Genomic DNA, 13,810 nt, shown 5'->3' with positions numbered 1-13,810 from the left:
CTGGTATTGCTGGGCCAGCGATATGAAGGTTAGCCACAGTGATCGTCGTTCCGTGGCCGATCGAAACGGGAAAGCCGACGCGGCCCCGAACCCGACCGAATGAAAACCGGACGGATCGACGTGTCCGAACTCCCCGGCGGACTCGACCTGCAGGCGACCCTTGAGAGCGGCCAGTCGTACCTCTGGCGACGCGCCGACGGCCGGATGTACGACAGCGACGAGCAGAGCGGCGGCGACGCCTGGTACGAGACGGTCGTCCGCCTCGACGGCGACCGCGTCCGGCTCGACACCGGCGACCCTACGGTCGTTCGCGTTCGACAGCGCGATGGCGCCCTCGAGTGGGAGTCGACGACGGACGCCGACTGGGTCGTCCGATCGCTGCTTCGCCTCGAGGACGACCTGCCGGCGATACGCGCGGCAACACCGGACGACTCGCTGCTCGAGCGGGCCTACGACCGATACTGGGGGATGCGACTGGTTCGAGACCCCCCGTTCGGAACGTTGATCTCCTTCATCTGTTCGGCACAGATGCGCGTCTCCCGGATCCACGACATGCAGCTCGCGCTGGCCGAGGCGTTCGGTGACACGGTCACTGCCGACGGCCGCACGTATCAGGTGTTCCCGACGCCGGATCGGCTCGCGGCCGCCACCGAATCGGAACTTCGCGACCTCGGTCTGGGCTATCGCGCCCCGTACGTCCAGCGGACGGCGGAGATGGTCGCCGCCGGGGACGCTCACCCGGACGAGGCACGCGGCCGTTCGTACGAGGACGCCCGCGAACACCTGACGCAGTTCGTCGGCGTCGGCGAGAAAGTCGCCGACTGCGTCCTGCTGTTCTCGCTGGACTTTCTCGAGGCCGTGCCGCTGGATACCTGGATCCGGACGACTATCGAGGAGTACTATCCCGACTGCGAGCGCGACAGCTACGCCGAGACGTCCCGGGCGATCCGAAAGCGGCTGGGCGGTGAATACGCCGGCTACGCCCAGACGTACGTCTTCCATCACCTCCGAAACGAGTCGTGACGTCCTTTCGTATGCCGCCGGCTCTACGTCGATGATGACTATGACGGAGTACCGGAGTCCGCTACGAGGGACTCCCGGGCAAAATCAGGCCGAGGACGCTTCCCGCGTCCACCCGGGATCGGATCCGGTCCGTTCGATCAGTTCGGCCCGACAGGCCGGACAGTAATCTGGAACGGTAGATTCGCCCCGCGGGACGTACACTGCGCCGCCACACTCCACGCACGCGTCCGCAACGATCGTCACACAGTCCGCACAGACGTTGAAGTCGTCGACCGTGAGGTCACGCAACGGTTCGAGTTGTTTGTCCAGAGTGTACTCGTCGATGACCGTCTGACAGCGCTGGCACAGTTGCATGGCGATCCGTTTCGACACATGAGACCGTGTCACATATACCTACCGACCGTGGTGAGATTCCCGGACACGAGACAAAGACCGCTACAGGTGCTTGCTCACGTACGGACCGTCCTGTTCGTACCCGAGTTTCTCTCGATAGTACTCGCGGGCACCGATCCCGCTGATGACGCTCAGCTTCTCGAAGCCGGCCTCGCGGGCGCGTCGTTCGGCCTCTCCCAGCAATTTCCGGCCGTAGCCCCGGTGTTGCCAGTCGGGCACGTCGCCGGTCGCGTCACGGTCGCCGACGCCGACAGTGTTCCCGTAAACGTGCAGTTCTCGCACGATCGCCGCATCGTCCAGTTCCGCCCGTGTCGGTTCGTTCGGGAACCGGAGCCGACAGAAACCCACCAGCAGATCGCGGTCCCGGTCCTCGTAGCTAATGAACTGCTCCGTGCCGCCCCCGGCCTCGTACCTGAGAGTGTCGAGCGTGACGTCTTCGGGGTCTTCGTCGTTCATCCCGACTTCACGACAGCGGATGCAATCGCAGGACGTTCCCTTCTCGTCCATCCGCTGGCGGGCGAGCTGGCGGAGATTGGACTTCCGGACGCCCGCCTCGATAAAGTCTGCGGGGATGTCCCGCTGGACGCGCTGCAGGCGGGTGTATTTCGGAATGAGATCTTTGATCTCTGCCACGAGATCGGCGGCTTCGTCGCTCGTGAGCGGCTGGTAGTCGTCGCGATGCCACATGTCGTAGGTCGCGGTCCCCTCGACGATGAGCGTGGGATAGATCTTGAGGTAATCCGGCCGCCAGTCGCTGTGCTCGAAGATGCGCCGGAAGTCCTCGACGGCCATCTCCTTGCTCATCCCGGGCTGGCCCGGCATCATGTGATAGCCGACCTTGAAGCCCGCGTCACGGAGTCGCCGGGTCGCGTCGATGCTGGCCTGGATGCCGTGGCCGCGGTGCATCTCGCGGTTGATCCGTTCGAAGGTCGTCTGGACGCCGACCTCGACTTTGGTCCCGCCGAGTCGCAACATCCGGTTGATCTGCTCGGGTCCACACCAGTCGGGCTTCGTCTCGAATGTCGTCCCGATGTTGCGGACGCTGCCGGTCTCGTTTTCCTCGATCACGTCTTCGAGGTAGTTGAACTCGTATTCCTCGGGATCCTGCGCGAAACTTACGCCTTCGGCGGGCTCCGGCTCCGCCTCGGGGTCGAAGTCGTTCATCGCCTCCAGTGCACGCCTGACGAACCACTCCTGATAGTCGTGGCTGCGCGCGGTCATCGTCCCGCCCATGACGATCAACTCGACCTTGTCGACGGTATGGCCGATCTCGCGCAACTGGTTGAGCCGTAGCGTCACCTGCCCGTATGGGTCGTAGTCGTTCTGCTTGCCCCGTGCGGCGGCGGGTTCGTTGCCGGTGTAGCTCTGGGCGCTGGAGAACTCCGAGTCCGGTCCGCCCGGACAGTACAGACACTTCCCGTGGGGACAGCGCTCGGGCGAGGTCATGATCGCGACCGGCGCGACCCCGGAGGCGGTCCGGACGGGTTTGCGCTGCAGGACCGATTCCAGTTCTTCGCGCCGTCCGTCCGGCGCGCGATCGAGTAACTCGGAGTTTTTCGGAACCTTCGGGGAGCCGTGCGTCGAACAGACCTCGCGTTTCGCCTGCTCGACGCCGTCCCGTTCGAGGTCACCCTCGAGGATCCGGTTGACCAGGTCCGCGCAGGCCCGCTCGAACGCGTCGTCCGGCTCCTTGCTGTCAGTGCTCATAGCCGCAGTATCGCCTGTAACTCGTGGAGTCGCCTGAATAAGGGTGTCGCTCCGGGCACTGCTCGGGGCCGCCGACTGGCTCATCGTGACGACTGCCGATCGGCAGATCAGTCCTTGATCCAGCCGCAGTCCCCCTTGCTCGGCTCCGGTCCTGTCTCCGGATACGGACCGGCACAGCCGGTGTAGTTGCCTGGCGTCTCACCGATGCCGAACTTCCCCCTCGGGACCTTCATGTGACTGGGCACGACGACCGCGACGACCGTATCGCTCTCGAAGTCGATCGGCGTGACCGAACCGACAGTCATCCGGCCGTCGGCAAGTTCGAGTTCGACTTCTCGGTTGTCCCGAATGTATCGGATCGGCTCCGACGTCGCGGGATCGCTGACGTCCGCCCTGAGTTCGAACCGGGCGTACTCGCCGTCGACCTGCAGGTTCCAAGTGCTCAGCGTCGCATACCAGTAGCCGGGCCACGGGACCAGTGGCAGCCCCGGTCGCGGCAGGACGAGATTATCGTGTTTCGCCACCAACGGGCCGTGTTCGATATCGTCGTCGAGGTCAGTGAACCCGGCCCCGGACGCGCGAACGGCCGGTACGTCCGTTCGGGTTACCGTCGTCGCTTCCAGATACGTTGGCGAGGCGTCGATCGTGAACGCTACGTCGTCGTACAGCGGCGACCCCTCGAAGTCCGCGTCCCCCGACAGCTCCACGTCGCCAGCGATCGCCTTCTGTGCGAATCTGACTACCTCCGCGATCTCGCCGTCGACGCTGTCCAGCGGCCCCATCACGCTGTCCTTGGCCTGGTTTTTGGTATCCGTCGCGGCGTCGTCGAACTCGTTCGTCCACTCGATGACGTTGTCCAGATAGATCTTGACGGCTTCAGTCCGAACCTTCGCCTTGGGGTCGGCGTACCGTTCGTCCGGATCGTCGCCGTAGATCAACTCCGGTTTGCGGTCGGTGATGTTCTCCCGCATCCCAACGAGGATCGGGTCGTCGTTGACGAAGGCGGTCGGACCGGCTTCGGTCGGGGGAACCTCGTCTTTGACCGTCTCCCGGATCGCGTCCGCCTCGTCCTGGAGCCACGACTGGAGCGTCTCGTTCTCGTCTTCGTCGAGTATGACAGGCTCGAAAGTGGCAGATTCGTGTGTGATCGCCCGCATGTCGTCTCTGGAAACGATAGTTTCCGTGTCGATCTCGTCGTCCAGTTGCGCTTCCAGATCGGTCTGCATGGAAAGGTCGACGCCGAACACCCTCTCGAGAGCACGTCGCGGGACGCGCTCGAAGTTCGGCACGCCCTCCGGACCGACATCGCCACCCCTCTCGTATGCGTGTTCGATGCCGTTGTCGTCGACCTGCGTGTGTCGAGTGTGTCTCGCATCGATGTCGACGTCCGACTCGAAGGTCACCTCGCGCGTGGCTGTCGTGGTCGTCCTGTCGACGGTGGCATTTTGCCCCCGCCCTTCGACACGCCGCCACTTCCGGACGTGTCTGAGTTCGTTTTCGATCGTGACGGTGACGTCGCGCAGGTCTGTCCACGTGTCTCCCTCGATGTTCCTGCTCGGCCCTGCCTCGATCGTGACGTCTACCGCGCCCGGGTCGACGACCTCGTATCGTCGTTCGTCCGTCAGTTCGTTCCAGCCGTCGCCGGACGGTTTCGGTGCCCGGGGGCGAAGCCGGTCTCTGGCCACGTTTTCGGTGGGATCGACCTCGACATCGTAGACGTGATCGATCACCTCGGCGAACGTCGTATCGGGATCGAGACTCATATCCCCCATATTCTGGCGCTCGATGCTGTCTGACTGCTCGATATTCTCGTTGGCCTCGTCCCACGCGGCGTCGGCTTCAGCGTCTTCGTCGCTCTCGGGTGGCCACTCGACGCCGACGTCATCGAGATTCCGTAATCTGTCCACTGTCTCTCCGTAGCGGATCTCGTAGTACGCGGCGTCGGCGAAGAGATCGACCGGGATCTCGACGCCAGTCGAGACCTTGCCGGTCTGCTTTTTGATGAATCGCTCCGTTATGTCCCGGATGCTCGGCGGGTCCCCGAGTTCACCTTCGGAGCCACCCATCATGTATCGCGTCGCGCGACAGAGCGTGTCCTCGTTTATTTGCATGCCCTGACCCGGCGACGATCGGTTCGTGGCGTTTTCGAGTCTGGACCGGTTCAACCCCCACGTGTTCGCAAGCGTACTCGTGTTCGCTTTCTGCTTCGAGATGGCGTCGTAGACCTTGTAGCCGGTCGCCAGCGCGAAGCACGTCTTTCGCTCGCGACGGATCCGATCGGCGGCCGGATCGGTCGTCCCGAACGTCGACTCCTGTACGTCGAACGCCGCGAGGTTAGCCAGGATTTCGGTCGACCGACTGTCGTGGATCGGCTCGAAGGCACGATCCCACCGTTTCGGCCCGAACCGATCGAAGTACGTCTTCGCCCAGGAAACGGGGTACTGCCGGACCGCGAACTTCGCTCCGTAGCCGTACCCGAGGTCGTGTTCGGCGTCGAACTGCTCGAAGAAACCGGCGTTGAGCCGTCGCTCGTATTCCTGGCTCTTCTCGTACATCTCGAAGACGGTCGTGGGAACAGTCAGGTCGAACGTCCGTCGGACTGTCTCGCGCGTCTTCCCGTCTTCGACAGTGAGGCTGACGTCCTCGATCGTCACGCTGACGACGCCGGTTTCGAGGTTGCCGTCGTAATAGCCGACTGTCATCTTCACCCGATCGAGTCCTGTCTCGATGCTGTCGGCGTCCCCTTCGATCGGCGGGAGCGAGGCGGTCGCGATCACGCCGTCACCGAGGTTCTGTTCGGTCCGCGAGAGTTTCGCCCTCGCAGCCAGGTAGATCCGCAGTCTGACGTAGTTCCGGAACGTCTCGTCGGAGTTCCCCCCGTCGATGGCGTCACCCAGCGCCGTTCCCGACGCGTCGGTCACCGGTGCGGCCGCGGCGTCTCTGAGCCCCGTCGTCGCCGCATCACGGAGGATCGAATGCGTAGTCGTCTCGATCCGATCGAACGCCCTCGCAGCGTCGACGTCGGCGCTGGGTTCCCCTCTGGTCTGTAACGACACGACAGCTGTGGAACTCGCCACGAGCAGTACGACGCCGATCAGCGCGAACGGAACTCGGCCGCGATCGCTCTCCGCTAGCGTGACTGATGAACGCTGTCTCCCCCTCATTGTTCCCACACCCGTATTGTGATAACCACGTCTTCGATCGACGACGCGGCGACGAACGATGCCATCTCGTCGTCGGCGTAGTGGTCTTCCAGATCCGACCCGATAATCCGTTTCAGGCCGTCGGCCCCGCCGGAGAAGTCCGCTACTCCGTCCGACCCACGGGCGAGATACGCGTTGGCTCTCGTCGCGTTGGCACCGTTCCGACTCAAAACAGTCCCTTCGTCGTCGGGATCGAGGTAATAATACACGTCGTCACCATCGATCAGGCCGGCACTGTCGTCGAACTCGTTCAGTATCGCCTTCAAACGGAGGTACCTATAAAGGGCCAGATCTCGTCTGAACCACTGACCTTCGAGCGCGACCTGCATCTCGCTCGCCGGGACATACCGCTCGACGATCGCTTCGGCGAGAACGCGCGCTGCCTGTTCGTGCCCGTTCGCGTAGCTCTCCATGTATTCGCCTTCGACCGCCACCGCGACTGGCTCCACCCCGCTCGGAACGCGAAGCGTCGCGAGTTGCACGTCTGCGTCCCCCGGCGGCGGGGATCCGTACGTTTCTGTGGCCGTGATCGACGCCCCCTCATACGGCCGCCATCGGGCAGTGACGTATGCGCTGTATCCCGTCCCCGTCAACGTCTCCATCAAGGCCCCTTCGACGGCATCGGAGTAGATCTCCCCTTCCTTCGTCAGCTGTCGGCCCTCGATCGTCACGTTGAGCATCGCACTGCTCGCGATCAACTCGGCGACCGATCCGTGTCGCTGTCGTCGGAAGACGCCCTCGTCGTACGTTTCGTCGCGGAAATCGACGTCGTCGAGGTGGCCGACGATCGGCTCCAGCGAGTAACTCACATTCGCCGTCGAGACGGACACCGTTTCGGCGACGTGATCGGACGCTCCCGGATTCGTCTCGGGCCGGTCATCCGCGAGGAAAGACGCGGCGACGAAGACGCTCGCGGAGACGAGCAACAGCGCAAGCGTCGCGTCGACGACTGTCGAGACGCCCCGCACCTTCATAGTACCTGCTCCATTCCCCCTGCTTCTGCTTCGGAACGATCCATACCGTGTCTCCCCCCGTGACCGTATTTAAATATCAGCGTGAGGGACGACGCCCATCTGGTCATAGTGACCGTTGTACGTCCCTTCCGGATCGGCCGCACGACCTCGTGCGGTCGCACCGGTAAATCGGTACAACGGTCACTATCAGCAGTTTCAAGGCGGAGCCTCCGGCCTCAAGGAGCGACGGGCTTCCGACGTGTGTCGGAAGCACAAGCGAGTAGGCCGGAGAGGAAGCCGACACCACAGACAACCAACCCACGCTACTACAGCAGTCTGACTCCCAACCATTAAGTACCTACAGATATACATCTGAAATATGGAGGTCCGACGCACCGCACCAGTCAAACTCGTCGTTCCTGACGAGTACCACGACGACCTCCACGAAACCGCCAACCAATTCCGCTACTGCGCAAACCAAGCCAGTGACTACTGTTGGGACAACACCAATTACGAAAACTGCGTCACATCAAACAGCAAGGCAAGAGATGCGCTCTACGACCGACTCAAAGACGAAACAGACCTTAACGCGAACCTCGTCCAAGAAGCCATCCGGCGTGCCGTCCACGCTGTTGACAGCGGAGTAGACCGCTGGAAAAAGGGTAAACGGACGAACAAGCCAGAGTTCACGTCGTGGAGTATCGTGTTTGACAAACGCAGTGCGACGTTCTACCGGAACAAAATTTCACTCGCCACAGTCAACGGACGAGTCGAGTTCGAGTTTGAACTACCAGCAGACAGTCCAACACCCTACGAGGAATACGTCCTGTCCGAAGAGTACGAGTTTCGGGCAAGTACGCTCCAATACGACCAAGCCAGTGACGAGTTCTACTTCCACATCACAACGCGGAAAGTGGACGACGATGGCGAGGCTGTTGAAATCGAGGTTTCGGACGATACCGGGCACCAAACAGTCCTCGGTATCGACCTCGGCGTGAACAGTCTTGCCGTTTCGTCAACTGGGACGTTCTGGAGTGGTGACGAGTACGACCACTGGATTCACGAGTTCGAGAAACGCCGGGCAGAGATGCAACAGCGCGGGACACAAGCCGCGCATAATGCGTTACTTCGGCTTGGGAAGCGTGAGCGAGCATGGCGGAAACAGTACATCCACACTGTCGCCAACGAAATCGTTGACGAAGCTGTTTCCCACGACTGTGATGTAATCGTGTTTGAGGACTTAACCGACATTCGAGAACGGTTGCCGTATGCTGAGTGGCATCACGTCTGGGCGTTTCGTCGGCTTGTCGAGTACGTTGAGTACAAGGCTCCAGAACAGGGTGTCGCGGTTGAACAGGTGGAGCCGGACCACACGAGTCAACGCTGTTCGCGCACTGATTGTGGCTTTACACACGAGGATAATCGTGATGGTGAACAGTTCAAGTGCCTGAAATGCGGCTACGAGGTCAATGCGGATTATAATGGCGCGAAGAATATTGGGTTGCGGTATATGCGCAAGCGGACACATAGCCTGCGTTCCTCGCCCACGTCGGGGAGCGCAGACGCACCAGTAGACGTGCGTATAACTGGTGGGACGCTGAACAGCAACGGCTATCAAGCAGTTTGATAGGCGATTGCTGGGAGTCCACATCAAAGCCCCTCCCTCAAGGACCGAGGCGTTTACGCCGAGGGAGTAGGGAGGGGTAGTTTACTGGTTGGTGAAAATACGCCGTACGGATCGATACGAATGTTTCGTGCTTCCGTTACCCGGGACCGGAGATCCCCACGAGCGGACAGCCAACAGTTAGGGATTAGCGTAGAAATCCATAGATTTCGCCCGGGAACGATGATCCGGTCTCCCGATCGGAGTGACAGTTCCTCTGATCGGCTACGCTAATCCCTAAGTGTTATCGGCCGCCCCCGGCGTGTTCCGGCGGACCGCGTCGGCGGTCACTTTCCTCGTCGTCCTGTTCGTCGCTCTCCTCGTCGTTGTCACTCCACGGTCCGACGTCCTCGGGCGGCCCCTGCGTCTTGTTCTCGGGCGGGCCTTGGGTCACGTTTTCCGGCGGGCCTTGGGTCTTGTTCTCAGACGGGCCGGCGTGTTCTGGCGGCCCCTGCGTCTTGTTCTCGGGCGGGCCGGCGTGTTCTGGCGGCCCCTGTCCGGGGTTGAAGGTCGTCACGAACGAGGCGACCGTCTGGCCCATCGGGCTGGAGACGTTCTCGTCCGTGACCGTGTGCACGAACGAACTGACGTACAGACCGAACGGATTACTGTCGTCGACGGTGACGTTACTGTAGTCCACCGTCCCGTTGTCGACAGTGATGCCGAGGTCGATATCGAACGGGCGATCGGTCTCGTTCTCGTCACTTTCGGTCTCGTTTTCGACGATCGATTCGGCGACCAGTTCAGTCGTCGTCGACGCCGAAGTGTTGTTTACGGCGGCGGTGACAGCCACCGTGACGTTCTCCTCGGTTGCCGAGAGTTCGACAAGGCCCTCATCGTCGGTCGTGTAATTTCCGGCCGCCGTGTACGTCCCGTTGCCGTCGTCGACAGTAACGTCGGCTCCAGCGACGCTGCTGTTGTTCTGTGTCACTGCGACAGTGACGTCGTCTCCGTCTTGAGTGACTGACACGTCTAGATCCGCGGCTGCCGCGGGCCCGACGACCGAGAGAGCCAAGACGGCAGCCACGGCGACTGTCAGAAGCTGTTTCGCGTGCATCTCATCTCGTAACCCGGACCGTATACCCATAAAGCCGGAATCCCGTTTACTCCGTTCGCCACATCTATCAATGCTGTTTTGACTCGCTCAAAAACGTTTTTACTGTTTAAAATCTTCTTAGGGAGTTTATTTTGCAATTTATATATGTGGATTGGATCGGGGCGGCACTTGTCTCCCGCAGGGGATGGAACGTCTTATACATGCCAAAATAATTAGTTAGTTGATATACCCAGCAGTATAAGCCGGGGGATTCTCTGCCCCGGCAGGTGCCGTGGTTTCCGGGCGATTACCGCTATACATACAACAGATCTTTCAATGCGCACAGTGTATTACAGGTAATGGTCACGAAGAGCGCGCTCGCCCAGCAGCTGGGCGTCGTCGCCGGGTTCGACGACCCGCGAGCGCCCCTGGAGCAGTATCGCACGCCGCCGGAAGTCGCAGCGAGCCTGATCCACACGGCGGATCTGCAGGGCGACATCGAGGACCGGACGGTAATCGACCTCGGCTGTGGCACGGGCATGCTCGCGCTGGCGGCTGCGCTGCGCGGGCCGCGTCGAGTCGTCGGGCTGGACCTCGATCCGGCCCCGCTGGCGACCGCCCGGGACAACGAACGTCGCGTCGGGACGACCAGCGCAGTCGAGTGGATCCGTGCCGACGCCACACGCCCGCCGCTGTCGATCGACGACGCGACCATCGTGATGAACCCGCCCTTCGGCGCACAGGCGGGCAACGAGCACGCCGACCGCGCGTTCCTGGAGACGACCGCCGGGATCGCCGCCGTCTCCTATTCGATCCACAACGCGGGCAGTCGCGAGTTCGTCGAGTCCTTCGCGGCCGATAACGGCGGGACGGTCACCCACGCGTTCGCGGTCGAACTCGACCTCCCCCGGCAGTTCGACTTCCACGCGGCGGACAGTGAGACGATCGACGCCGAGGCGTTCCGAATCGAGTGGTCGTCGTCCGAGAGCCGCTCCAGACGGGACTAGTCCCGTCGCGTCGGCGGCACCTTCTTGTTCGCGACACGGACGCGCGTGCCGTCGTAACTGGCGTAGAGGTCGTTCCCGTCGCGCTCGAACCGGATGTCCCCGACGGTTGTGTTCGCACCCGACTCGGGCAGGCCTCCGATGCCGAGCGTTTCGTTGTCGGTGTTCACCACGACCTCGAAGTCCGTCCCGGCCGACCGCAGCGTGATCGATCGGTTCGCGATCGTCGCCTCGGCGGTCGCCGGGCCGGAGGCGAACGCCAGCCTGGCCGGCCCGCCCGGCGGGTGCAACCGCACGCGGTAGGTCCCGTCGCCGCCGACGACCGACCAGCTCGTGCGCGTGACGCCGACCGTCTCGCGCCAGCCGACGCCGCCGACCGTGACCCTCGCGTACCCGCGGGACGCGAGGCCCGATTTCGAGGTCGCGAGCTGCCAGACGTTTCGTCGCTCGCTGTAAACGATCACACCGCTCGATTTGACCGACGTCGCCTGTTCGAGTCCGGGGATATCGACGACGGAGTACAGCTGGTTGGTGACGTTCTCGGCATAGCCGACCTGATAGTCCTCGACCTCCACGGGATCGTTCGGCAGTTCGGTCGGTTCGACCGTCTGGAGGTGCGTCACGACGCCGACGAGCGAGAGCGTGAGGACGATCGTCACGAGCAGGGCGGCGGCGGTCTGCCCGCGAGACGGGGCCTCACCGACGAGTCGTGCCGGGAGCCGCGACGGCCACGGGAGAGCGGGTCGAGACGGCCGGGTCGCTGTGACGACGACGGCCGCCGCCAGCAAGAAGACGAAGGCGACTCCAACGCCGCGAAAGAGCGCGTACCGGCCGTTGCCCAGCGGCAGGTACGCAAGCCACAGTTGCTGGACGACCCCGAACAGCACGGCAGCGAACCAGATCCGGGCCGCCCGCGGGCGCTCGTTTCGGCGTCGCCACAGCGCGACCCCGAGCAACATGCCGACCAGAAAGCCGAGGAGATGGCCGGTCACGGCGATGTCGGCGAACCAGACGTCGACGTGACGGACACTCGGCGAGTAGGTCGCTACCGGGCTCGTGAAGGCGTCGTAGAGCGCCCGCACCACGTCGGTCAACAGCAGACCGACGACCGTCGTCAGCGGTCGCACGACGAGCGCGAACCCGGCCAGCGCGTAGACGACGCCCGAGAACCCGATGACCGGACCCGGCACGAGCGCCGAGGTGACGATCCCGACAAGTGCGATCGCGCCCACGAACAGCAGGGGCCGGACGTATGGACTCGCTCGAGACGCGTAATCGACCTGAGCGCCACGTTTCGTGGGGAAGTGGCTATATCCGTACTCGGCTATCGAGCCGAACACGGCAAGTGCGACGAGGTTGCCGAGCAGATGCGAGAAACTCCCGTGGCTGAACGACGCCGTGAGCACGCCGAGTGGGTACTCGTAGGACCAGGCCACGAACGCGTAGGTGACCGGCTGGCGCGGATCGAAGATGTCGCCGCTGTAGGCTCCCTGGACGAACAGGAAGACGACGAGCAGGAACAGCGTCGTCAGGACAGTTCCCCACGGGACGCCCAGCAGCAGTCGGGAGCGAAGCCGGTTCGTCCGCGCCCGAACCGGGCCGGCCAGTCGGTAGCAGACCAGCGCCGAGAGGACGGCGACCGCGACCAGCAGGAGTTGCGTCGGCCACGGCGGCGCGTCCAGCACGGCGTCGATCCCGCCCTGCAGGACTGGCGCCTCACCCAGCCATCCGAACATACTCGGAAAGTGGGTGTCCGATCCGTTTATATTCCCTGTGTCGACACGACGGGCGAGGAGACGACCGCCACTCTTATGATAGTTGCTGCACGTCCGTTCCGGGTCGACCGCACGACGACGTGCAGTCACACCGGTAAATCGTTACAGCAACACTCTCAGAATAGCCCGACGCCGACCGCGTAGGGCCACTCGACGCCGCCGAGCGCCAGAAACGCCAGCGCGCCGCCCAGCAGCGCGGTGTTCTTCAGAAAGCTCGTCATCTCGCTCTGCTGTTGCTCCTCGGGGACCGCCCAGAAGTCGTGCATCGTCGGCGTCGCCACGAGCAGGAAGACGGCGACTGCACCGGCGGCGACCACGGGGAACGCGCCGAGCGCGATCCCGATTCCGCCGGCGATCAACTGGACGCCGGTCGCCGGAACGAGCACTTCCGCCGCCGGGATCCCTTTGGCCCGGCTGTAGGCGATCATCCCGTCCGGATCGAGCAGGTGGTTGACTCCGGTGAACGCCAGTACGAGGCCGAAAAGGACACGCGCCAGCAGGAACGCCTCGCCGGCACCGGCCGCTTCGAAGACCATCAGGCCCTCCCCCCGGCTGGCGGTTGTTCCGTGTTCGATACGACTCGCAGTCGGTTCGACAGCGTGACTTTCACGACAATACCTGGTTTGTATCCGAACCCATATATCGCTTCGCGGACATAGACGTAACCAGATAGCGTCGATGTCATCGGAACTCACTACCACGGACGAACAGGCTGGCCCGTGTCCGGTCGTCAGAACGATCGAACAGATCGGTTCGGAGTGGCGACTGGTCGTCCTCCACGAACTGCAGAACGGCGAGCGTCGGTTCAACGAACTCAAGCGGGCGACAGACGCGAGCGCGCGGACGCTCTCGCGGGTGCTCGATGACCTTCAAGAACAGGGATTCGTCACGCGACGGCTCGAAGAGGACGCGCCCATCGCTTCCTATTATCGGCTGACGAAGAAGGGCGAGTCGCTGTGTCCGGTGTTCGACGCCATCGAGTCGTGGGGTGAGGAGTGGCTCGCCAATCCCGACGCGTGACCGGGGCGGAGGTTTTTCAACGCTCGGGACCGT

General features: G+C 62.9%; 11 protein-coding genes. 4 read left to right on the top strand and 7 right to left on the bottom strand.

The features are described 5' to 3' along the window. The first annotated feature begins 99 nt into the window (after positions 1-99). Positions 100-1,023: a DNA-3-methyladenine glycosylase family protein gene (locus HSR122_RS06735; protein WP_229112023.1), complete on the top strand. Its 924-nt coding sequence runs from the start codon at positions 100-102 to the stop codon at positions 1,021-1,023. An 84-nt stretch (positions 1,024-1,107) separates the two neighbouring features. Here HSR122_RS06735 and HSR122_RS06730 read toward each other — a convergent pair whose 3' ends face one another. The 4 genes from HSR122_RS06730 to HSR122_RS06715 all read right to left on the bottom strand — a co-directional run bounded on the left by HSR122_RS06730 (position 1,108) and on the right by HSR122_RS06715 (position 7,300). Continuing rightward, positions 1,108-1,377 carry a DUF7571 family protein gene (locus HSR122_RS06730; protein WP_229112191.1) on the bottom strand — a complete coding sequence of 90 codons (270 nt, stop codon included), beginning with the start codon at positions 1,375-1,377 and terminating at the stop codon, positions 1,108-1,110. Between the two features lie 81 nt (positions 1,378-1,458). Beyond that, positions 1,459-3,123, bottom strand: a complete 1,665-nt coding sequence (locus tag HSR122_RS06725) for a tRNA uridine(34) 5-carboxymethylaminomethyl modification radical SAM/GNAT enzyme Elp3 (RefSeq protein ID WP_229112022.1) — start codon at positions 3,121-3,123, stop codon at positions 1,459-1,461. 107 nt (positions 3,124-3,230) lie between these two features. Next, complete coding sequence (locus HSR122_RS06720) at positions 3,231-6,287, bottom strand: DUF7286 family protein (protein WP_229112021.1); 3,057 nt, start codon at positions 6,285-6,287, stop codon at positions 3,231-3,233. Further along, positions 6,284-7,300, bottom strand: a complete 1,017-nt coding sequence (locus HSR122_RS06715) for a DUF7284 family protein (protein WP_229112020.1) — start codon at positions 7,298-7,300, stop codon at positions 6,284-6,286. Before HSR122_RS06715 ends, HSR122_RS06720 begins: the two co-directional genes overlap by 4 nt. 358 nt (positions 7,301-7,658) lie before the next feature. Here HSR122_RS06715 and HSR122_RS06710 point away from each other — a divergent pair, with 358 nt between their 5' ends. After that, the gene (locus tag HSR122_RS06710) at positions 7,659-8,906 is read left to right on the top strand and encodes an RNA-guided endonuclease InsQ/TnpB family protein (protein WP_229112019.1); all 1,248 of its coding nucleotides are present in this window, start codon (positions 7,659-7,661) and stop codon (positions 8,904-8,906) included. A 280-nt stretch (positions 8,907-9,186) separates the two neighbouring features. On the opposite strand, the gene HSR122_RS06705 is transcribed toward HSR122_RS06710, so the two are convergent. Beyond that, positions 9,187-9,999 carry a proline-rich domain-containing protein gene (locus HSR122_RS06705; protein WP_229112018.1) on the bottom strand — a complete coding sequence of 271 codons (813 nt, stop codon included), beginning with the start codon at positions 9,997-9,999 and terminating at the stop codon, positions 9,187-9,189. A 338-nt stretch (positions 10,000-10,337) separates the two neighbouring features. Here HSR122_RS06705 and HSR122_RS06700 point away from each other — a divergent pair, with 338 nt between their 5' ends. Beyond that, complete coding sequence (locus HSR122_RS06700) at positions 10,338-10,985, top strand: METTL5 family protein (RefSeq protein WP_229112017.1); 648 nt, start codon at positions 10,338-10,340, stop codon at positions 10,983-10,985. Here the strand turns inward: HSR122_RS06700 and HSR122_RS06695 are convergent. Further along, positions 10,982-12,718, bottom strand: coding sequence for a rhomboid family intramembrane serine protease (locus HSR122_RS06695; protein ID WP_229112016.1), 1,737 nt, complete (start codon positions 12,716-12,718; stop codon positions 10,982-10,984). The genes HSR122_RS06700 and HSR122_RS06695 overlap by 4 nt on opposite strands. A 155-nt stretch (positions 12,719-12,873) precedes the next feature. Beyond that, complete coding sequence (locus HSR122_RS06690; RefSeq protein ID WP_229112015.1) at positions 12,874-13,293, bottom strand: DoxX family protein; 420 nt, start codon at positions 13,291-13,293, stop codon at positions 12,874-12,876. Between the two features lie 142 nt (positions 13,294-13,435). Here HSR122_RS06690 and HSR122_RS06685 point away from each other — a divergent pair, with 142 nt between their 5' ends. After that, positions 13,436-13,777 (top strand): winged helix-turn-helix transcriptional regulator, encoded by a 342-nt coding sequence (locus HSR122_RS06685; RefSeq protein WP_229112014.1) that lies wholly within the window; start codon positions 13,436-13,438, stop codon positions 13,775-13,777. Positions 13,778-13,810: the final 33 nt, after the last annotated feature.

Origin of the sequence: Halapricum desulfuricans, assembly GCF_017094525.1 — an archaeon.
Lineage (GTDB): Archaea > Halobacteriota > Halobacteria > Halobacteriales > Haloarculaceae > Halapricum > Halapricum desulfuricans.
Note: the sequence above shows the minus strand (reverse complement) of the source record. Positions and strands in the feature narration are given on the sequence as shown.

Excerpts from the sequence above, each read along its gene's own strand:
- HSR122_RS06735 (WP_229112023.1), top strand. The coding sequence starts at position 100 with ATGAAAACCGGACGGATCGACGTGTCCGAACTCCCCGGCGGACTCGAC.
- HSR122_RS06730 (WP_229112191.1), bottom strand. The coding sequence starts at position 1,377 with ATGCAACTGTGCCAGCGCTGTCAGACGGTCATCGACGAGTACACTCTG.
- HSR122_RS06725 (WP_229112022.1), bottom strand. The coding sequence starts at position 3,123 with ATGAGCACTGACAGCAAGGAGCCGGACGACGCGTTCGAGCGGGCCTGC.
- HSR122_RS06720 (WP_229112021.1), bottom strand. The coding sequence starts at position 6,287 with ATGAGGGGGAGACAGCGTTCATCAGTCACGCTAGCGGAGAGCGATCGC.
- HSR122_RS06715 (WP_229112020.1), bottom strand. The coding sequence starts at position 7,300 with ATGAAGGTGCGGGGCGTCTCGACAGTCGTCGACGCGACGCTTGCGCTG.
- HSR122_RS06710 (WP_229112019.1), top strand. The coding sequence starts at position 7,659 with ATGGAGGTCCGACGCACCGCACCAGTCAAACTCGTCGTTCCTGACGAG.
- HSR122_RS06705 (WP_229112018.1), bottom strand. The coding sequence starts at position 9,999 with ATGCACGCGAAACAGCTTCTGACAGTCGCCGTGGCTGCCGTCTTGGCT.
- HSR122_RS06700 (WP_229112017.1), top strand. The coding sequence starts at position 10,338 with ATGGTCACGAAGAGCGCGCTCGCCCAGCAGCTGGGCGTCGTCGCCGGG.
- HSR122_RS06695 (WP_229112016.1), bottom strand. The coding sequence starts at position 12,718 with ATGTTCGGATGGCTGGGTGAGGCGCCAGTCCTGCAGGGCGGGATCGAC.
- HSR122_RS06690 (WP_229112015.1), bottom strand. The coding sequence starts at position 13,293 with ATGGTCTTCGAAGCGGCCGGTGCCGGCGAGGCGTTCCTGCTGGCGCGT.
- HSR122_RS06685 (WP_229112014.1), top strand. The coding sequence starts at position 13,436 with ATGTCATCGGAACTCACTACCACGGACGAACAGGCTGGCCCGTGTCCG.